The 21,308-nt window shown below is 37.2% G+C and carries 12 protein-coding genes; 11 read left to right on the plus strand and 1 reads right to left on the minus strand.

Annotation, left to right across the window (positions count from 1 at the left end; genetic code table 11):
• Nucleotides 1–27: 27 nt before the first annotated feature.
• The 6 genes from BAU15_RS00755 to nfsA all read left to right on the plus strand — a co-directional run bounded on the left by BAU15_RS00755 (nucleotide 28) and on the right by nfsA (nucleotide 8,315).
• Entirely contained in the window at nucleotides 28–1,392 is a 1,365-nt protein-coding gene (locus BAU15_RS00755) for a PTS transporter subunit EIIC (RefSeq protein ID WP_161840840.1), read from the plus strand.
• 64 nt (nucleotides 1,393–1,456) lie between these two features.
• The gene (locus BAU15_RS00760) at nucleotides 1,457–3,859 is read left to right on the plus strand and encodes a glycoside hydrolase family 3 N-terminal domain-containing protein (RefSeq protein ID WP_161840841.1); all 2,403 of its coding nucleotides are present in this window, start codon (nucleotides 1,457–1,459) and stop codon (nucleotides 3,857–3,859) included.
• Between the two features lie 27 nt (nucleotides 3,860–3,886).
• On the plus strand, nucleotides 3,887–5,314 hold the full coding sequence (locus BAU15_RS00765) for a 6-phospho-beta-glucosidase (protein WP_161840842.1): 1,428 nt from the start codon (nucleotides 3,887–3,889) through the stop codon (nucleotides 5,312–5,314).
• A gap of 45 nt (nucleotides 5,315–5,359) precedes the next feature.
• Nucleotides 5,360–5,830 (plus strand): PTS sugar transporter subunit IIA, encoded by a 471-nt coding sequence (locus tag BAU15_RS00770; RefSeq protein WP_161840843.1) that lies wholly within the window; start codon nucleotides 5,360–5,362, stop codon nucleotides 5,828–5,830.
• Between the two features lie 239 nt (nucleotides 5,831–6,069).
• Complete coding sequence (locus BAU15_RS00775; protein WP_161840844.1) at nucleotides 6,070–6,936, plus strand: GRP family sugar transporter; 867 nt, start codon at nucleotides 6,070–6,072, stop codon at nucleotides 6,934–6,936.
• 641 nt (nucleotides 6,937–7,577) lie between these two features.
• A complete protein-coding gene (gene nfsA, locus BAU15_RS00780; RefSeq protein WP_161840845.1) occupies nucleotides 7,578–8,315 on the plus strand; it encodes an oxygen-insensitive NADPH nitroreductase in 738 nt (245 codons plus the stop codon).
• A 38-nt stretch (nucleotides 8,316–8,353) separates the two neighbouring features.
• On the opposite strand, the gene BAU15_RS00785 is transcribed toward nfsA, so the two are convergent.
• Nucleotides 8,354–8,752, minus strand: a complete 399-nt coding sequence (locus BAU15_RS00785) for a DUF6933 domain-containing protein (RefSeq protein ID WP_161840846.1) — start codon at nucleotides 8,750–8,752, stop codon at nucleotides 8,354–8,356.
• Nucleotides 8,753–10,315: 1,563 nt separating this feature from the next.
• Here BAU15_RS00785 and BAU15_RS00790 point away from each other — a divergent pair.
• From BAU15_RS00790 to BAU15_RS00810, 5 genes are all read left to right on the plus strand, one after another.
• The gene (locus BAU15_RS00790) at nucleotides 10,316–11,617 is read left to right on the plus strand and encodes a nucleotide sugar dehydrogenase (protein WP_161840847.1); all 1,302 of its coding nucleotides are present in this window, start codon (nucleotides 10,316–10,318) and stop codon (nucleotides 11,615–11,617) included.
• The gene (locus BAU15_RS00795; protein WP_161840848.1) at nucleotides 11,614–11,757 is read left to right on the plus strand and encodes a hypothetical protein; all 144 of its coding nucleotides are present in this window, start codon (nucleotides 11,614–11,616) and stop codon (nucleotides 11,755–11,757) included. Before BAU15_RS00790 ends, BAU15_RS00795 begins: the two co-directional genes overlap by 4 nt.
• Nucleotides 11,744–12,988 carry a glycosyltransferase family 2 protein gene (locus BAU15_RS00800; protein WP_161840849.1) on the plus strand — a complete coding sequence of 415 codons (1,245 nt, stop codon included), beginning with the start codon at nucleotides 11,744–11,746 and terminating at the stop codon, nucleotides 12,986–12,988. The genes BAU15_RS00795 and BAU15_RS00800 overlap by 14 nt, the downstream gene beginning before the upstream one ends.
• A gap of 639 nt (nucleotides 12,989–13,627) precedes the next feature.
• Entirely contained in the window at nucleotides 13,628–19,180 is a 5,553-nt protein-coding gene (locus BAU15_RS00805) for a bacterial Ig-like domain-containing protein (RefSeq protein ID WP_161840850.1), read from the plus strand.
• Nucleotides 19,181–19,433: 253 nt separating this feature from the next.
• Complete coding sequence (locus BAU15_RS00810; protein ID WP_161840851.1) at nucleotides 19,434–21,284, plus strand: glucose PTS transporter subunit IIA; 1,851 nt, start codon at nucleotides 19,434–19,436, stop codon at nucleotides 21,282–21,284.
• The last annotated feature ends 24 nt before the right edge of the window (nucleotides 21,285–21,308 follow it).

Below are 21,308 nucleotides of genomic sequence, written 5' to 3' on the forward strand. Positions count from 1 at the left end.
ATGATTTAATAACTTAGGAGGGAAATTATGGGGAAATATGAAGGATTAGCAGAAAAATTAATTGAATATGTTGGAGGAGAAGATAATATTATCTCGTTGGTTCACTGTGCTACCAGACTTAGATTTGAGTTGAAAGATGAATCGGTGGCAAACGATGAGGCAGTTACAGAAACGGACGGCGTACTATCATTAGTCAAGAAAAATGGACAATATCAAATTGTTGTTGGTCCAAAAGTAACAGAGGTATATAAAGAAATTAATTCTAAGCTAGGATTTAAGAATTCAGATCCTATTGATGTGTCAAAAGAGCCAAAGAAAAAGAAAGGGCCACTAAATGTTGCACAGGAATATATTTCAGCAATAATGATGCCATTATTAAATATTATGTGTGCTAGTGGGATGCTAAAAGGAATTTTGGCTTGTTTACCTATGCTAGGGGTTAACACAGATGCTGGAATATTCACTGTATTAAATGTTATTGGAGATGCGCTATTTGCTTTCTTACCAATTTTTATCGGTTTCACTGCAGCTAAAAAATTCAGACTAGAACCTTTTTTGGGTGCTACACTAGGTGCAATTTTAGTTCATCCAGCTTTACAAAATTTAGACAAACTAAATGTGCTAGGGATTGATGCTAGCGGCTTAAGTTATACTGCTACAGTAATCCCAATTGTTTTAGTTGTTATGTTAGCAGCTCCATTAGAACGTTTTTTAAATCGTCTTTTACCAGAAATGATGAGAGCTTTCTTCACTCCGATTATTGTATTAGTTGTCTGCGGTACAATTGGATTTACTGTGATTGGTCCAGTTGCAAATTCTATTGCTGAAGGATTTAAAATTGGTATGGTTGCCGTGTCAAACTTTAGCCCTATTCTAAATGGTCTACTTTTAGGTGGTTTATGGCAAGTGTTGGTTATTTTTGGTATTCATCAACCTATTGGAACGATACTAACTATGGATTTAATTCTTGGAAACCCAAGTCAAATGATTCCAATAATTGCCCCTACAGGATTTGCTCAATCTGCAGTTGTTCTCATGATTTGGTTGAAGACCAAAGATAAAAAGTTGAAGGCTTTAGCCCTTCCAGCTTGGATTTCAGGATCGATTTTTGGAGTTACAGAACCTGCAATTTATGGTATTACACTACCTAGAATTAAATTTTTCATTATTAGTTGTATTGGTTCTGCGCTTGGTGGAGCATATATTGCTGTTACTAAGGTTACGGCCTATAATATGGGTGGCTGGGGGATGTTCGCATTTCCTCAAGTAATTAGTGAGCGCGGTGGTGTAGCGAATGTAGTGAATTATTTCATCGCCATTGCGATTGCTGTAATATTTTCTTTGGTCGCAACGCTATTTCTTTATAAAGATCCGGTTGAAGATAGTGAATAGATAGTAGATTCTCTTATTGAGAATGGTTTCATGATTATGAGCTTTGAAAGGTGAGTATGAATTAGTGGAAAAATATATGGATAAAAAAATTAGTCCAAAAAAACGGGCTGAATATTTGTTAAGCGAGATGTCTCTAGAAGAAAAAATGGGTCAAATTGTAGGATATTTCCCGAAAGATAAGGTTTTTAAAGAGTTAGAAGAAGAATATCCATATGGTGTAGGCGAAGTCGCATGTTTAGAAATGAGAACATTTGAAAGCTTAGACGAAGCAATTGAGCTACAAACTCAGATTCAAAAAACTATTATGAATTGTTCACCACACAATATTCCGGCAATTTTTCATATGGAAGGCGTATTCGGAGCTTTGATAACGAAGGCAACAACATTTCCGACTAGCATTGCGAGAGCAGCTAGTTGGAATCCTGATTTAGAAAATGAAATTGGTCAAGTCGTAGGTGAGCAGTCTGCTGTTCTAGGTGTTGGTCAAGTTTTTGCACCTGTACTTGACATAAATAGAGATTCCCGTTTTGGCAGAATAAGTGAAACTTACGGAGAGGATCCTTGTATTGCTGCTGCAATGGGAACGGAATTCGTTAAAGGGATTCAATCTAGTCGCTCTGGTGAAAGAGGAATAGATGCTGTTGCTAAACACTTTGTTGGTTTTCATGCAGGTCAAGGAGCAATACATGGTGCAGATACGCCAATTCCTGAACGATTGTTACAAGAAGTGTATGCAAAACCTTTTCAAGCAGCTATAACCGAAGGTGGACTGCGAGGCATCATGCCTAGTTATAATTCAATAAATGGTGTCCCAGTATCTGTATCTGAAGAACTTCTGACAGTACTACTGAGAGATAAAATGGGTTTTTCAGGTCTGATTGTTTCAGATTATTCAGGAGTTAAAGAAGTCCATACAAGACATAAAATGTTTGGTTCTATGGAAGAAGCAGGTTACGAAAGCTTAAAAGCCGGAATGGATATTGAATTACCTACGAAACGTTGTTTTAACGAACAACTTATGGAAGGTTTTCAAAAGGGTCGTTTTAATGAAGACGTACTTGATGAAGCTGTATTAAGAATCCTTGAAACAAAATTTAGATTAGGATTGTTTGAAGAACCATTTGCAGCGAATTTAGATTATGTTAATCAAGTGTATGATAAAAAGGGAAGTAAAGAAATAGCTTATCAGTCAGCAGCAGAATCTATAGTCTTACTTAAAAATAATGGGATTTTGCCAATACAAAGTAATCCTAAAAAAATTGCTATTATAGGCTATCATGCAGATACATTACGATCAATGTTTGGAGGTTATTCACATTTCAGTATGAATGAAGCTGTTTTAAGTGAAGAAAATACGATGGCAGGAATTGAAAGTGATGACCAAGTAAAAGTTAAGGATAGAAAGCTTTTTGAGGGTTCATTTGTAAGAGATGAGTCGAGTATTATTAACAAGGTTGAAAAATTAGTCAATAAATTATACCCTAATTCGCGGACAATTAAATCTGAGCTTGAAAAGCAATTTCCTGAAGCTGAGATATTATATGCATTCGGTTATGGATATACAGGTACTGACTGCTCTCATCATGAAAAAGCGTTAGAAGTTATAGAAAGTGCTGATCTAGTAATATTAACTTTGGGTGGAAAAAACGGAACTGGTGCAATGGCATCAATGGGAGAAGGAATAGATGGTACGAGTATTAATTTACCTGAAACTCAAGAAAGTTTTATTAAGAAAGCTGCCAAATTAAATAAGCCAATGATTGGCGTTCATATTGATGGTAGACCAATTTCAAGTGACGCTGCACAAGAGCACCTTCAAGCAATTCTTGAAGTTTGGAATTTAGCTGAAATGGGTCCTGAAGCAATCGTTGATACGATTGTTGGGAAGAATAATCCTAGTGGGAAACTTCCAGTATCCGTTGCCTATAATTCTGGACAATTACCATTATTTTATAATCATGCAAATGGCTCAAGCTATCATCAGGGAACAACTAGTGCATTTACGAATAGTTATGTCGATTTGACTCACGAGCCAAGATATTTCTTTGGGTATGGATTATCCTATACTAATTTTGAATATAAAGACTTACGCATTAGTGAATTAGACTCGATTGATGAGGATATCCTTAAGATTGACTTACAAATCCAAAATGTTGGGGATTTTGATGGAACTGACATAGTGCAGTTATATATTCAAGATGAAACAGCAAGCATAGTTAGACCTAATATGGAGTTAATTGGTTTTAAACGTGTCTATCTTAAGAAGAATGAAATGAAAAAAGTTACGTTCGTATTAAATACCACACAACTAGCATTTTTAGATAAAAATATGAATTGGAAAGTTGAAGCAGGTCGTTTCAAGTTATTAGTCGGTCAATCTTCGAATGACATTCTATTGGATTCAAGTTTTGAAATTAAAAATAGTAAAATTATTAATGGCAACGAGCGTCATTTCTATACAAAATAATATCGAGTTGAGTGAGGTAAAATTATTATGGTGTTTCCAAAAGAGTTTTTATGGGGTGGTGCTACAGCTGCCAATCAATGTGAAGGTGCTTATGATGTCAATGGAAGAGGTCTGGCAAACGTCGATGTGATTCCACATGGAGAAGATCGTCTTTCAGTAGTAACTGGCGAAATGAAGATGTTGGATTTTGATGCCAATCATTATTATCCTGCAAAAGATGGTATTGATATGTTCCACCGATATAAGGAAGATATAAAGTTATTCGGAGAAATGGGATTCAAAGTGTATCGATTATCGATTGCTTGGACAAGAATATTCCCTCAAGGTGATGAAGAAGAGCCAAATGAGGAAGGCCTAAAGTTTTACGAAGACTTATTTTTAGAATGTAAAAAATACGGTATTGAGCCACTTGTAACGATTACTCATTTTGATTGTCCAATCAATTTGATTAAAAAATATGGTGGTTGGCGTAACCGGAAAATGGTTGATTTTTACGGGAAGCTCTGTAAAACAATTTTTAGTAGATATAAAGGATTAGTGAAATTTTGGTTGACGTTCAATGAAATTAATATGTTATTACATGCCCCATTTATGGGAGCTGGGATTGTTTTTGAGGACGGTGAAGACAAGGAACAGGTTAAATATGAAGCGGCACACCATGAACTTGTTGCAAGTGCTTTAGCGACAAAAATCGCTCATGAAATTGATCCGGAAAACAAAGTGGGATGTATGCTAGCAGCAGTAATGTATTACCCGTATTCATCTTCACCAGAAGATTATTTTGAAGCCATAAAAAAAGATCGAGAAGGTTTCTTCTTTATAGATGTTCAAGCAAGAGGAACTTATCCAAGTTATGGATTAAAGAAGTTAGAAAGAGCTGGAATTCACTTACCAATCTTGGATGGTGATCTTGAGTTGCTAAAAGATAATACCGTTGATTTTGTCTCATTCTCTTATTACTCCACAAGAGTTATTGGAAAGAATCCAGAAATTTTTGGTGAGAGTGAAAATATCTTCAGCCCTGTTCAAAATCCGATGCTTCCGCCTGCGGATGGATGGGGAGCTCAAGTTGATCCATTAGGATTACGTTCTACCTTGAATATCTTATACGATCGTTATCAAAAGCCACTTTTTATTGTTGAAAATGGGTTAGGGGCTCCTGATAAGTTTGAAGGGGATGGGGCAACCATCAATGATGATTATCGCATTGAATATCTGAGTAAACATATCCAAGCTATGAAGGATGCAATCGAACTAGATGGTGTTGATCTATTAGGTTACACAACTTGGGGATGTATAGATTTAGTTAGTGCTGGAAGTGGGCAAATGTCGAAACGTTATGGCTTTATTTATGTGGATAAAGATGATAATGGTGAAGGAACACTGAAAAGATATAAAAAGAAATCTTTCTACTGGTATAAGGATGTTATAAGTACCAATGGTGAAAAAATCTAATTTATAATTCTATACATCAATTTTTGAGATATTGGGGGATTCAAATTGTTATTTAAAAAAAGTAAAAATAAAAATCTTTTGTATAGCCCTACAAATGGACGTCTCATTTCTCTTGGTGAAGTAAACGATCCCTTATTTTCCAGTAAGTCTTTAGGAAATGGTTATGCCGTAAAACCCTCAAGTGGAGAAGTTTTCTCACCAGTAGCAGGTCAGGTAGTCTCAATATTTCCTACCAAACATGCGATAGGAATAAGAACCAAATCTAAAGATGAATTTTTATTACATGTAGGGATAGATACAGTTGAATTAGATGGCGAAGGTTTTGAGATAGCCGTTCAGGAAAATGATTACGTTGATCAAGAATCATTAATATTGACAGTAGATTTAGATCTATTATCTGCGAAAGGCTATGAAACTGATATTATGGTAATAATGACTACCCAAGTACATGATATTGAGCTAGATGTAGAAAATATGACTATTTCTCATGGAGATGTAGTCGGGAAAATCAAATGACAAATTCATGATTGGCATAGTTGTCTAAAGTAAAGTATGCCAGTCATGAATAATACAGAAAATACTCATTCAAGTGATTTATGAGACTACACTTGAATGAGTATTTAAATTGTCGAATCATTAATCGGCAACCACTATCAAGAATACCTCGTCAGTCTTTCAATAAGGAATAGATACGAGAAACAAAAGCTTACATTGATGGTTGTATCGAGGGAAATCGAAAAAGATAGGAGAACAATATGGATATATTTGTTGCGTTAGCCCCGATGGCTCTATGGGGACTTATTGGGCTTGTAAGTGGAAAAGTCGGTGGAGATGCTAATCAGCAAACACTGGGTATGACTATAGGTGCTTTTTTATTTTCAGTTGTTACAGTCTTGTTTTTACAGCCAACTCTTAATAGTTGGATTCTATTGGTTGGATTCTTGCCAGGTCTCTTTTGGAGTGTTGGTCAAAATGGTCAATTCCATGCGATGAAACATTTAGGTGTGTCTGTCGGACAGCCGTTATCTACTGGGATGCAGTTGATTTTAAATACGGTAGCAGGTGTGGTATTATTCCATGAATGGACGAAAAGTAAAGATTATATTCTAGGTATCGCGGCTTTACTTTTATTGCTTGTCGGTGCATATCTGACTGCGCGGCAAGATGATGACGGCCGTCCGAAAACTGATCAAAAGATGCTGAACTTCAGTAAGGGTTTCAGGTCATTGTTTTTTTCTACGATTGGTTATGGGTTGTACACCATCTCAATTACTTGGGCGGATATAGATCCAGCTGCCGTAATTTTACCGCAGAGTGCTGGTATGTTGGTCGGTGCAAGTATGCTCACTGTAAGAAAAGTTTCCATTAATCGTTTTGTCTGGAAAAATATGAGTAGTGGCCTTTTGTGGGGGGCAGGGAATGTTTGTATGCTCCTAACGCTACAAAAAGTTGGATTAGCAGTTAGTTTTTCTCTCTCTCAGATGGGGATTATCATTTCCACTTTAGGCGGTATTTTTCTATTAGGTGAAACAAAAACAAAAAAAGAAATGACCTATGTAATTTCAGGGTGCCTTCTGGTAATTATCGGTGGGATTCTTTTAGGGTATATGAAGGCGACATAAAGAAAGATGCAACACTAGCATTGTATTGCATCTGTCTAAGCTAACGACAGAATTTTTATACCTTTTTTTGAGAAGTCAAAAGGAAAATAGAAATTTCAAAATCTAAATTTAGCAGAATAGTTCGATGTAGAGTTTGGCAATCATTTAGTTGATATTATACATCAGTTGCATTTTCACATAAATTATTTAATAAATATTCTACTTTCCTATATGCCCCACAATTTTTGACTTCGATTTTTATTTTAGTATTTTCCGATTTGACTAGGATATTGACTCAGTAAAAATAAGATTTCTTGATGTCAGTTGAAAGATATGTGTCTTCATTTCCCTATATTATAGGATTTCCATACATAATTATGGATAATGATACCCTACATCTCAACTGACCAAGCTAAAACAGCTTTAGCTAAATAAGCTTTTAAACATTGATTATACAATGCTTGTCCCTACTCGATTGAGTGGGGATTTTTTGGCTCATTTTTACACTTATGACGGCTAGAGTATTTACTAAATTAAAATTGTCTTAGCTCAGTTGCTCATAGTTTTTTTCATTTTCCCATCTCCTGTAGATATTTTTTGCAGTATTGTGTTCATTATAGATCAGCTATATACTTGAAATAAACATCCAGGAGGTCAATTTGATGAATGATTTTATAGAAAAAATAGCAACCCATGCTTCAGTCAGAGATTTCAAGAATAGTCCATTATCGCCTGAGGTTAAGCAAACATTGCTGACGGCAGCGCGTAGTGGCTCAACTTCGAATTTTGTCCAAGCTTTTTCAATCATAGAGATTACCGATCAAACGTTGAGAGCAGAATTAGCTGAAATTAGTAACAGTGCGCCATATGTGAAGAAGACAGGGACGTTTTATGTGTTTGTAGCTGATTTATATAGACAATCGAAGTTGTTAACCGATAATGACAAAAAATTGGACGGCTTAACGAATATGGAACCTTTGATTGTAAGCATAGTCGATACGACAATCGCTGCCCAAAATATGGCAGTAGCCGCTGAGTCTATGGATTTAGGCATCTGCTATATTGGGGGAATTCGCAATGATGTGCGAAAAGTTTCTCAATTATTGAAGCTACCTAAATATACACTTCCTTTATTTGGACTAACAGTAGGCGTTCCTGCTAGCAGAAATAAAGTGAAACCAAGATTGCTAGAAAAAAATCAAGTCAGTGAAAACTATTATCCGAAAGAGCAGTTTACTGATTTAACCGACTATGAAAAAATCACGAAGGACTATTATGGTTCCCGTGAAAGCAATCAAAGACAAGCATCCTGGTCAGAAAGAAATGTGGCTTTCTTTGAAGAAATCAGACGACCAGAAATCGCAGAATTTTTGCGAGAGCAAGGGTTTACGTTGAATTAACTAGAGTGAAGAATCTAGTTAGAGACAAAAATAGTCTTCTATAGTAATTTACTTAACTCGTTTTCAGCGACTTCGATACTGATAGAATATTGTGGTTTCAGGCCACGATGGATTGTATCTGCCAAAAACTTCATCAGGTCAGGTTGAAGGATGGTCGAATAATTAATATCAATACGCGAATAGTCTATATCTTGAATCATGTGATTATTAATTGTAATTAATGAACGGCTATGATTAGTGGACAGTTCAATCCTGCCAGCTTTTAGAAGATACTTTTTGATTTGAACGGGTGGGACATTGCTGTAGCTAAAGACTTCTTCTATACCTAGCTTGATTAGTTTGGGTAGATCTTTTTTATTTTTGGCATTTATATCAGCGAGAACAATCGGTGAATAGGATAAATTTCGGAATTGGTGAAATGGGAGCATCCATGCCATAGTTGGAGTTGATGAAGAGTCATTCTCAAATGAGGATGACTCTTTTAGGTAGATAGAAGATTTTTATGAAGGCTAGTCTATCTTTTTATACGGAAGGACAGTAAAATATTTTAAGATTTCTGCGGTCTACTGGCTACTCATCGATCATGATGGGTAGTTTTTTCTATTCTGTTTCTATTATGGGCTAATCGGAAAATAACAAGCAGAGCTTCGGTGATTTTTCAGATAGAGTAGATAAAATCCCCAAATTTGTTAATTATGAACTTTTTTCCAAGTTGTGGCTAGTTGCGGTATTTTCGCGTATTTTAGCAAAGTTGAAAATAGCATGAATCCACTATCTAAAGGATTCTCCCTTTAAAATCAGCTTTTTCACCTCATATTTCACCATCAAAGGTGCGCAACTAGCCACAAGTACTTGAAAAGTGGCTAATGTACCATCCATTCAATAATAGGATTGAAGATTATCAGAACTATAAACCTTGCAACCTCGGGATTCTCTGGATGATCTTCATAAAAATTATCTGAGTTAAATTCGCATTTTACTGAAAATTACAGTCTTTGGTGTTTTTTTCCAAGTTGTGGCTAGTTGCGGTGTTTTCGCGCATTTATACAGATTGAATAGAGCCAGGCATACAAGGAAGGGAAATCTCCCATTTTTCTTTTATTGGCCTAAGAATACTGTTCTGCCGCTTAGAAACTTGAAAAGTGTGACTGTTCTCCTCATTATCTGATGAGTTTTCCTGTTAAAATCAGCATTTTTTCCTTCTATTTCCCGCTAAAAGATGCGCAACTAGCCACAAGTACTTGAAAAGTAGTCACTTTATAATCTTGTTATAGCCGTTCGATATACTTTAAATAACAAATCCGAATTTTGTAGACCAGATAATATCGAGTTTTTTTACATGGAAGAAAAAGTTTTTCTATGACTCACGCTAAAAGTTGTTATATTCGAGTATTTTTAGTTAGTTAAATGGTAGAAATAGTCTTGTAAATATGAATAAAATAACCATAAATGATAAAGAGATACAGTTGAGTGAAAGCTTAGCTGTTTTTTTCGGTAAACTATCTATAGCTATCAGTTATTGAGAGGAATATTTCTGTGAAAACAATAAAAAATATGTGTTATTTTAGGCGGATTGACAATTTACGTCTACGCTTCTATATATGAACTGTTCTAAGATTTTTTCTAAATGATAGATAGGAATACGATGATGTGTAATCTGTTAAACGAACTAAAATAACCAGTGAATTTTTTTATCCGACTGCACCTGTTTTTTTGTTTGTTCTTACTTATATAATGGGGTTCCTAGTTATTTTTTAAATAATCTGAATATTTGGCGAAAAATTTGAAATTTTTTGTGATTTATGGCGAAGAATGGCGACTTTTTATAAAATAACACTACATTTTTAAAATAGTGTAGGTTATGATGAAAAAGATTCTAAAACTAATAATCTCTATTCTTTTTGGGGATAAAGTCTTGAGAATTTCCCACGAAAAAAATTTATTGCTTCAGAGGTTGGCTACTTTAGTTTTAAGAATAACTAGCAGAAAGGTCGTGATTTATGATAGAGAATGTGTACCAGTTACAAGAGAAAATCCAACAGAAGTCGGCAAAAGTCGGAATTGTTGGTTTAGGATATGTTGGCTTACCGAATGCCATGTACTATGCTGCGGAAGGCTATTCTGTGTGCGGCTTTGAGATTGATGCTACGCGCGCGCAATCGCTGAAACAGGGAATTAGTTATATTGAGGATGTTTCAGATGAAGAGGTACAGCAGTTTATTGAGAAGCATCAGGTAGCAGAAACGTTTCATTACATAGCGGAACAAGATGTTGTGATTATCGATGTTCCCACGCCGATTACTGAAGACAAGCAACCGGATCTTTCATATATTCAACGAGCAGTGTCGTGCATTTTGCCTTACCTTCATACGGGTCAGCTATTAATTTTAGAAAGTACCAGTTACCCAGGGACAACTAGGGATTATCTGGTGACGCCGTTAGAAAATGAAGGCTTTACCATAGGCGAGGATTTATTTGTCGCGTTTTCGCCTGAACGTGTGGATCCTGGAAATACCGTATTTGAAATGAAAAATACACCTAAAATTGTTGGTGGAGCAACTGAGAAATGTACAGAATTGGCGCAGTTGGTGATTGGAGCACAAGCGATTCCTGTGCGCTCGATGGAAGTGGCGGAGATGGCGAAGGTCTATGAAAATACATTTCGCTTCATTAATATTAATTTGGCCAATGAGCTGTACGCAGTCTGCGCGGCGATGGAGATTGACCCATACGAAGTGTTGGATGCCTCAGATACAAAACCGTTTGGCTTCATGAAATTTACGCCCTCGGTAAAAATTGGTGGGCACTGTATCGGCGTTGATCCTTACTATTTAAAATGGCAGGCTAATCGCAACAATGTGGAAGTTCCTTTGATTGATGCAGCGAGTTTGGTAGAAAGCCAAGCACTGGATTATTTGATCAAAGAAGCATTACTTTTCTTAAGTAAACGACCAGTTCCGTTAATGGATGCACGTGTCGCTATCTTGGGAACAGCTTACAAGAAGAACGTCTCTGATACACGCATGTCAGCTGCGATAGACGTTGTGAAAAAGTTAGAAGACTACCAATTAACGATCGACCTTTATGATTCCCATGCGACAAAATTAGTCGTGGATAATGAAGAACGACCGGTTATTTCGCCTTTTCATCAAGCGATTAAAGACTATGATTTAGTCATTTTATTAACAGACCATGATGGAGTAGATTATGAAAAAATCAGTAGGGAAAATCACTTCTTCATCGATACAAAAGGTGTATTGACTGCTGAGATTGGTCAACCCAAAGAGGGGATTGGTGTATGAGTATTTTTACGTTAACATCTAAAGTAACCTTAATTCTTGCTGTGATATGTGCAATCTTTTGTCTAGTCTATCGAGTACTGACTAGGAAGAATCGCTATGTGAAAACGAGAAATGAGGAAAAGCTAGATGAAAAATCGTAAAGTTATTAATAGCTTACTCTGCCTTATTTCAACTGTTTTTCTATGTGCTATTTTTTATTATTTTTTTATCAAGAATGCCTATTCACCTTATTTGGCGATTATCTGGGTTGTGAATGGTCTGGCGCTTTTGGTATATGCGTATAGCTATACCTTTCGTTGGCTGCCAAAAGATCTTCGTTTAGATAAATACAAAGAGGCTCGAGTTATTGGGCTGATTCCAGCGTTTAATGAAGAGCCGGAGTTGTTAGAACAGACGATTTATTCTATTTTGAATCAAAGTTACGAGGTTGATGCTGTCCACGTAGTCGATGATGGATCCGTGCCAGCGGTTGTACCTTTTGATCATCCGAAAGTCATTTGGCATCGGCAAGAAAATAAAGGGAAGCGGCATGCGCAAGCTTGCGCGTTAGAGAAAATTAATCCTGAGACAGTTGATTTCATTCTGACGGTGGATTCGGATTCCGTATTAGAAGAGGATGCCTTAGAAAAATTACTGCTCTCATTTGAAAAAGACGATGAAGTGATGGGTTGTACCGGTTTTGTTATTACCAAAAACTTTCGGAAAAATTTAATTACACGTATCTCTGATCTGAACATCGGGATTGCCTGTATTGTGACCCGTCCTTCTCGTTCCTTGACCGGCTCATTAGAAACGACTTCTGGTGCGCTGTCTCTCTATAAGAAGGAAATTCTTTTCGATAATCTGCCACATTACCTTTCTTCTGGTACGTATAGCGATGATCGTCAGTTGTGTTTATATAGCGCGATTGAAGGGAAAGCTATCGGTATTCAGGAGGCCGTTGTCTATTCGGATATGCCAGAGAAGGTCTCGGGTTTACTGAAACAACGGCAGCGTTGGGGCAAAGGTGGATGGAAATATTTTCCATTTCAAGTAACTAACCTGTCCTATGTTGACTTAATTTTCCCATTTTTAGGAATGGTTCAATGGTTAGCTGCGCCAGTCTTTTTAGTGGCAGTTGTCGTCTCATTATTTGTCCAGCAATACTCGTTTATCATCATTTACTTGCTGGTGCGTTTAGTCATCCGTTACATAGAAGCTGCGATGTACCTACTCGGGTCCTCACATATGAATCCCTTAGAAAAGTTTTTAACTTGGCTACTCATCACGCCGATTGAAATGTTATTGACTTCGTTTGTCTTAGTCTTTGTCAAATATCATTCGCTCATCACAATCGGTGAAGAAGGCTGGCTAACTCGAGGGAATAAATGATTAGGTGAAATTATTGAGGCAATAAAGATAGTGCATACGGTGAACAGAAGTGTTGCATACATAATAATAAAGTATCACCCAGGACCATCCTTGTTTAAATGAACGAGGATGGTTCTTTTTTTGACTACTTGTTGCTGGAATTTATTTGTTGTCGTGAAGAAGATTTATAAGGTTTTTTCATGATTGTTTGTGAAATTAAAAGGTTAGTTGATTATCAAATACTCTTTCTTATTGAGAAATCCTATTAAATGTTTTCCAGTGTGGATTTTGAATGAAGGTGAAATAGAGAGTTTTTTTCGCAAGTAGAGAGACTTAACTGATGGATACTGGCGATTATAGATATATGCATATTTAGTTAATTTTGCATAATTATTAATTATTTTGTTTTTAAAACGTTTTCAGGTTTTGTTTGAAATGTTATATAATTGATTATTATAACCGCCGTTTCAATAACCTTTGTATTTTAAGTGTGATTTTTATAGGTTTTCAAATTAAAGGTTGTCAAATTTTTATAAAATAATGTCAGTTCTATGAGAATTTATACATATAAAAAAGGTACTATTTGTAAACTGGAGAAACGTAATATATAATGACTTGTATTTTAGAAATATTATAAATAAGATAGGCAGGGAAAAACTCGTGAAAAAAATTGCAAACATAGTTGCTTTATGCACGATTCTACTAGGAGCTATTTCACCGGTAACAACGGTAAATGCGACTACATTGTCAAATGAAAACGAAGAAGTACTGAACAATGAAATTGGAAACAAGGCCTTGGGATCTGAGTCTAGTGTAAATACTAACTCCCTAGCAGATGCCGCCAATACGACAGCTACAACGCAGAATAATGGAAACGAAACCATGATGGATAGCTCAACTCTATCAAGTGAAAGTTCGAACACTACTGCCACTATGACCACGACAGATTCGACAACTAGCCAGTCAGACACGCAAACAGATACACAAAACTCTGATGCAGATGCAGCTAACACTCGTAACAATGAAGCAGTAGCTAAGACAACTGAAACGACACAGACAAGTGAGAGTACGACAAAAGATTCAACAACTGATTCTTCTGCAACTGACTCTTCAACGACAGATTCTTCTAGTAAAGAAAAATCGACGAAGACAGCAGAAGAATTGGTGCCGGATCCGTCACTTCGGGCGATGATTAATCGTGATTTGAAAGAGGCTGATGATTATGAGTTTACGGAAGCTGAATTGTTGAATGTACACAGTTTGGACTTTAATTACGTGAAAGAGAAAGTAATCAGTGATTGGACAGGGTTAGAATTATTAACAAATTTAGAAGATATGTCAGATGCTGGAACTTCGTCTATCTCAAAAGATTCTGATTTTGTTGAATTGATTAGTAAGATTAATCAGTTACCAAAATTAACTTATCTTAGTTTTTCAAATACAATTCCCGAGTATTCTGTACTCTCGAATTTGACATCTACTTCACTAGAAACACTCGAACTTCCTTTCGACTTAGATGGGCTTAAAACAACTGACTTATCATTTCTAGGAAATATACTAGCTAATCCGAATCTAAAAACAGTTACTCTATGTCATACGCCAGGGGGGAAAGCTGGTTATTCAACTTCTTATAAAAATGGCATTGGTTCAGACCTCATTACCTTGCCTAATCTTCCAGAAGGCTATTCGTTTAACTTAAATGAACTTTCTGAAGGTTGGCAATTCGTCGATCAACGTCTGGTTCATGATGGCGAAATATCTAAGTTCTCAAATGCGGAAGGTGTTCTCACTATATCAGGACCTAACGCAGATAAGGTAAAATTTGGTAGTCGAAATTTACCTGTTAATTATCTTAGAATGTATTTTTATATAGACTTTACTTCACAAGCAGCTGTAAATACTCATGACTCTATTGTATATGTGGGTGACGAGTGGAAGCCTGAAGATAATTTTATCTCTGCTACTGATATAAATGGGAATCCAGTGGACTTTAGCCAAATCACTGTGGAATATGACCCGTTTACTACAGAGAAACCTGCAGAGCGTCATGTGAAATATATATATGGGGATATTACAAGTTATGTGACTGTTTCCGTGATTGCTAAAAGAACAGCGATCGAGGTTAAGCCTCTGACCATTTATGAAGGGGATCCATGGACGGCAAAAGATAACTTTGTCAGCGCGGTAGATAAGGCTGGCGACCCATTAGACTTCAGTGAAATAAGTGTCGATGATTCAGAAGTCGATACGAATAAAGCGGGTACCTACAGGATATATTATAGTTATGACAACGTTATCAATAAGGAAGCAACCCTCTACGTATTCGAAGATCAATCTGAGATTAGAGTGGAAGATCTGAGCATCTATGAAGGCGAGTCGTGGACGCCAGAGGATAGTTTTCTTTTAGCAAAGGATAAAGATGGAAATCCAGTAAGATTTAGTGATATCACGGTGGATGCAAGCCAAGTGGATACGAATACGCCAGGTGAATACAAAGTGAATTTCTCTTATGAGGGAATGACGAGTACAGCGATTCTTACGGTAAAAGAAGATCAAACAGCGGTTAATGTGCATGATTACGATATGTATGTCGGCGATACTTGGTATGCAAATTATAATTTTGAGAGTGCCTTTAATCAAGCTGGTGCTAGCATTTCATTCGGCCAAGTGACCGTTGATAGTAGCCAATTGGATACAAATACACCAGGAACGTACGACGTAGTGTTTACTTTTTCGTCATCGATATCGACAGCGACAAGTGTTGCAAAAGTGCGAGTTCATCCAATTTTAACCGCAGTTGAGGTCAGAAATTCAACGATTTATGTCGGCGACATATGGAAAGCGGAAGACAATTTCAAATCAGCGCAGGATAAAGCCGGCAAAGATGTTCCGTTGAGCGCGGTGACGGTTGATACAAGCCACGTCGATACAAGTAAGGTCGGAACATTCGAAGTTGCTTACACTTATGATGGCGTGACAAGTACCGCGACTGTGACGGTGGAAGCACCAAAAACGGCAATTGAAGTCGAGAATTCAACGATTTATGTCGGTGACAAGTGGACACCCAAAGATAACTTTAAATCAGCCGTTGATAAAGCAGGGAATGCAGTTGATTTTAGCGAAATTAAAGTTGACGCTAGCCAAGCCGATATTACCAAAGCTGGTTCGTTCGAAGTAACTTATAGTTATGACGGCGTGAGCAGCATTGCTAAGGTTACTGTTAAGGAAAATAAAACAGCAATCGATGTTAAGGATAAAACAATTTACGTTGGTGATAAATGGACAGCGGAAGATAACTTCGAGACAGCGGTCGATAGAGATGGCAAAGAATTGAAATTTACTGATCTTACCGTAGATGTTAGTCAAGCAGACACGGCCAAACCGGGAGAATTTGAAGTAACCTATAGTTATGACGGTGTGAGCAGTACAGCGAAAGTCACTGTTAAAGAAAACAAAACAGCAATTACTGTTAAAAGCAAAACAATTTATGTCGGTGACAAATGGACAGCGGAAGATAACTTTGAATCAGCGGTTGATAGAGATGGTAAAGAATTGAAATTCGCTGATCTAACTGTAGATACTAGCAAAGCGGATATCACAAAAGCTGGTTCGTTCGAAGTAACTTATAGTTATGATGGAGTGAGCAGCACAGCCAAAGTAACTGTTAAAGAAAACAAAACAGCAATTACTGTTAGAAATAAAACAATCTATGTCGGAGACAAATGGACAGCCAAAGATAACTTTGAATCAGCGGTTGATAGAGATGGTAAATCTGTAGATTTCAGTAAAATTACAGTTGATGAAAGCCAAGCAGATATTACAAAAGTTGGTGCATTCGAAGTAACATACAGTTATGACGGTGTGACAAGTACAGCAAAAGTCACTGTGAAAGAAAATAAAACAGCAATTACTGTTAAAAACAAAACGATTTATGTCGGTGATTCTTGGAAAGCTGAAGATAACTTTGAATCAGCGGTAGATAGAGATGGAAATGAATTGAAATTTGCTGATCTAAAAGTTGATGATAGCAAAGCAGATATTACCAAAGCCGGTTCGTTCGAAGTAACTTATAGTTACGACGGAGTGACAAGCACAGCTAAGATTACTGTTAAGGAAAACAAAACAGCAATTACTGTTAAAAACAAAACAATTTATGTTGGTGATTCTTGGAAAGCTGAAGATAATTTTGAATCAGCGGTTGATAAAGATGGAAATGAATTGAAATTTACTGATCTTACCGTAGATACTAGCCAAGCCGATATCACCAAAGCTGGCACATTCGAAGTAACGTATAGCTACGACGGAGTGACAAGCACAGCAAAAGTGACTGTAAAAGAAAATAAAACAGCGGTCAAAGTGAAGGATTCAACGATTTACATTGGCGATGCATGGACGGCCAAAGATAACTTCGAATCAGCAGTTGATAAAGATGGAAATGCAGTTGATTTCAGCCAAATCACAGTCGATGGAACAAGAGCGGATTTGGATACGGTCGGAATTTACACAGTTGCCTATTCGTATGATGGGGTCACAAGTATTGCGACGATTACTGTGAAGGAAAATAAAACAGCGGTCAATGTTAAAGACAAAACGATTTATGTCGGTGACAAATGGACAGCGGAGGATAACTTTGAATCAGCTACCGATAAAGCCGGTAATTCTGTTGATTTCAGCAAAATTACAGTTGATGCAAGCCAAGCAGATACGACAAAAGTCGGCACGTTTGAAGTAACATATAGTTATGACGGCGTGAGCAGCACAGCGAAAGTAACTGTGAAAGAAAATAAAACAGCAATCAAGGTTAAAGACAAAACAATTTATGTCGGCGATGCCTGGACAGCGAAAGATAATTTTGAAACCGCAGTTGATAAAACAGGAAAAGCTGTAGGCTTTAGTAAAATTACAGTTGATGCAAGCCAAGCAGATGTCACCAAAGCTGGTTCATTTGAAGTAACGTATAGTTATGACGGCGTGAGCAGCACAGCGAAAGTGACTGTGAAAGAAAATAAAGCAGCGGTCAATGTTAAAGACAAAACAATTTATGTCGGCGACAAATGGACAGCGGAAGATAATTTTGAAACCGCAGTTGATAAAACAGGAAAAGCTGTAGATTTCAGCAAAATTACAGTTGATGACAGTCAAGCAGATATCACAAAAGCTGGTACGTTTGAAGTGACTTATAGTTATGACAACGTGACAAGCACGGCAAAAGTCACTGTGAAGGAAAATAAGACAGCAATTACTGTTAAAGATTCAACGATTTATGTTGGCGACGAATGGACAGCTGAAGATAACTTCGAAACAGCGGTTGATAAAGCGGGTAATGCAGTTGATTTCAGCGAAATTACCGTTGATGCAAGCCAAGCAGATACGACAAAAGTCGGTACATTTGAAGTGACGTATAGCTATGCTGGTGTGACAAGCACGGCGAAAGTTACGGTGGAAGAGGAGCATACTGCGATTAAGGTTCATAATTTGACTATCTATGTTGGCGACGAATGGACGGCCAAAGATGACTTCGATTGGGCTGTTGATAAAGCGGGCCATGCAGTCGATTTCAGTCAGTTAACTATTGATGACAGCCACGCGGATATTGATGAGCCTGGGACATTCACAGTTACGTATACGTATGAAGATGTGACAAGTGCAGCTGTTGTTACTGTAAAAGAGAACCTAACAGCGATCAATGTTCGTGATACAAAACTGACCGTTGGTGATACTTGGACGCCAGCAGATAACTTTGTGAGTGCGGTCGATGAAGCGGGTAATGCTGTCGAACTCGACGATATAATTGTCGATGCAAGTCAAGTAAATATCGCAAAAGTTGGCGTGTATGAAGTGACGTATAGTTATGCTGGTGTGACTAGCGTAGCAACCGTTACTGTTGAAGCGAAAGATGAAGTTGCGCCGAAACCTGATGAACCTTCAACTGATGGCAAGGATGACGGAAAAGACGATGGCGAAACAGGCGGAGCTACTGATAACACAACAAAACCTGACGATTCAAACAAGGCAGATAACTCGAATAACTCAGATAAAACAGGTACAGCAGATAGCAAAAACAACAAGAAAGATACCGTAAAAGATAATAAAAAGAAAGCTGTTCTTCCAAAAACTGGGGAAGAAAATGGATTATTCTTTAACTTGAGTGGTTATCTAGTGTTGGCTATGGCAAGTGTTGCTTGGTATTTGAGAAAGAAAGTTAAGAAATAAAATTTTGAACGTATATAAGATGAATGACTAGCTAATAAAAGTTTATCTTCATAATCTATACAAAATGAAAGAGCTGCAAAAAAAATATTTTTTGTCACGTTGACAAATTATTTTTGAGATGGTAAGCTGAAAAAAACAAAATATTAGCAGGATTCGTTACGGATAAAGCCGGCAATGCCTAAAGAAAGTATGTCTATTTAACATACCTTCTTTAGGCATTTTTTATTGGAATCAGCTAAAAAGGAGGAAAAATATGGGGAACAAAGAGTTAGCGAAGGCTATATTAAATTACGTTGGGGGTGAGAAAAATATTGTCTATTACACCAATTGTATGACAAGGTTGCGTTTTAAGTTGAAGGATGATGGAAAGGTCAATCAGCAGGAATTGAGTAAACTTGAAGGAATATTAGGCGTTCAATTTCAAGGGGATCAGTTTCAAGTGATTCTTGGAGGGAAAGTCGTTGATGTAGCGAATGAAATCAATGGGATGACTTCTTTAACGACTGTTGAAGAAGAAGCGGAAGAGCCGAAAAAAAGAGGTTTCTCTAGTGCTTTGAATACTTTGTCTGCCATCTTAACACCTGCGTTACCGCCAGTGATTGCGGGAGGACTTCTTAAAGGATTAATCTTCATGTTTACCAATTTTGGCTGGGCCAATGGTAGTGGCGATACGATTATTTTCCTAAATGGATTAGCGGATGCCATGTTTTACTTCTTCCCATTCTTATTAGCAGTAAGCTCCGCGAAAAGTTTTAAAACCAATCAATATCTAGCGATGACTTTAGCGGGATTAATGATGTATCCGTTTGCGATAGCGGATGGACAAGAGTTTATGAAATTATTTGGCGTTTTACCAGTAGCGGTGGTTGATTATAGTGCATCAGTCTTGCCGATTATTTTCTCGGTTTGGCTGTTGAAATATGTCTCTCGCTTTTTTGACAAATTAATTCCTGAGATGGTCAATATGGTGTTCTCACCATTGCTTGCTTTACTTATCACAGCGCCAATTGCGATGAGTATTTTAGCGCCACTAGGTTATTATATCGGCGAATACCTTGCTCTTGGTGTTAAATGGCTTATTGATTTCTCACCTGGTTTAGCCGGTCTGATTGTTGGGGCCACGCGACCAATCCTTGTATTAGGTGGCATGCATCATGCGATGAATCCGATTGCCCAACAAGAAATTGCAAGTTTCGGTTATTCACAAACATTAGCAATGATGCTGATGAGTACGGTAGCACAAGCAACAGCGCCGTTAGTTGTCTATTTTAAATCAAAAAATGCAGATGAAAAACAAGTAGCCTTGTCAGCGGTAATTCCTGGGTATATTGGGATTACTGAACCTTCTATCTATGGAATATTGGTTAAATATAAAGGCGCGATGATTGCCGCCTGTCTAGGTGGTGGGATTGGTGCTGCAGTGAGTACTATCTTAGGTGGTAGAAGTTATGGCTTCGCTATGCCAGGATTAATTTCTCTACCGGCTTTCATGGGTGATGGATTTACAGGTTTAATTATCGGAATTGTCGTTTCAATTGTTGTAACTGCGATTTTAACCTTTGCCTTACTGAATCGCTTTTCAGATGCATCAGAAGAAACTACAGAAAATGTGAAGGCTGCTAATTTATCACAAATTGACCCACTTAGTATGATGGTTGCTTCACCAGTAAAAGGAGAAGTTCTTGAACTTTCTGCAATTAATGATACGACATTTTCTCAAGAAATATTGGGCAAAACAGTCGCTATTCGCGTAGCTGATGGCAAAATACATGCACCTTTTGATTGTGAAGTAAAAGCTGTATTTCCGACGAAACATGCGATTGGCTTGGAGGCATCTGAAGGAGGAATGGAAATTTTAATCCATGTGGGCTTAGACACAGTAACTTTAGATGGTGAAGGGTTTGATTTGAAGGTTGAGCAAGGACAGATAGTTAAGAAGGGGACCGAATTATTGCAATTTGATCCGGCTTTAATTAAGAAAAAGAATCTTAATGACGCAGTAATTATTGTGGTAACAAATTCAGAAAAGTACAAAATGATTGAAAAAGCCACAACTGGAACGATTAATTTAGAAGATGGATTATTTAGTATCTCAGCAAACTAATAGAAAAGAAAGAAGGAAAAGAAG

Origin of the sequence: Candidatus Enterococcus huntleyi, assembly GCF_009933175.1 — a bacterium.
Lineage (GTDB): Bacteria > Bacillota > Bacilli > Lactobacillales > Enterococcaceae > Enterococcus_K > Enterococcus_K huntleyi.

What these genes read in the sequence shown, in the direction of transcription:
- BAU15_RS00755 (WP_161840840.1), top strand. Translation starts at nt 28, where the DNA reads ATGGGGAAATATGAAGGATTAGCAGAAAAATTAATTGAATATGTTGGA.
- BAU15_RS00765 (WP_161840842.1), top strand. Translation starts at nt 3,887, where the DNA reads ATGGTGTTTCCAAAAGAGTTTTTATGGGGTGGTGCTACAGCTGCCAAT.
- BAU15_RS00775 (WP_161840844.1), top strand. Translation starts at nt 6,070, where the DNA reads ATGGATATATTTGTTGCGTTAGCCCCGATGGCTCTATGGGGACTTATT.
- nfsA (WP_161840845.1), top strand. Translation starts at nt 7,578, where the DNA reads ATGAATGATTTTATAGAAAAAATAGCAACCCATGCTTCAGTCAGAGAT.
- BAU15_RS00785 (WP_161840846.1), bottom strand. Translation starts at nt 8,752, where the DNA reads ATGGCATGGATGCTCCCATTTCACCAATTCCGAAATTTATCCTATTCA.
- BAU15_RS00790 (WP_161840847.1), top strand. Translation starts at nt 10,316, where the DNA reads ATGATAGAGAATGTGTACCAGTTACAAGAGAAAATCCAACAGAAGTCG.
- BAU15_RS00795 (WP_161840848.1), top strand. Translation starts at nt 11,614, where the DNA reads ATGAGTATTTTTACGTTAACATCTAAAGTAACCTTAATTCTTGCTGTG.
- BAU15_RS00800 (WP_161840849.1), top strand. Translation starts at nt 11,744, where the DNA reads ATGAAAAATCGTAAAGTTATTAATAGCTTACTCTGCCTTATTTCAACT.
- BAU15_RS00810 (WP_161840851.1), top strand. Translation starts at nt 19,434, where the DNA reads ATGGGGAACAAAGAGTTAGCGAAGGCTATATTAAATTACGTTGGGGGT.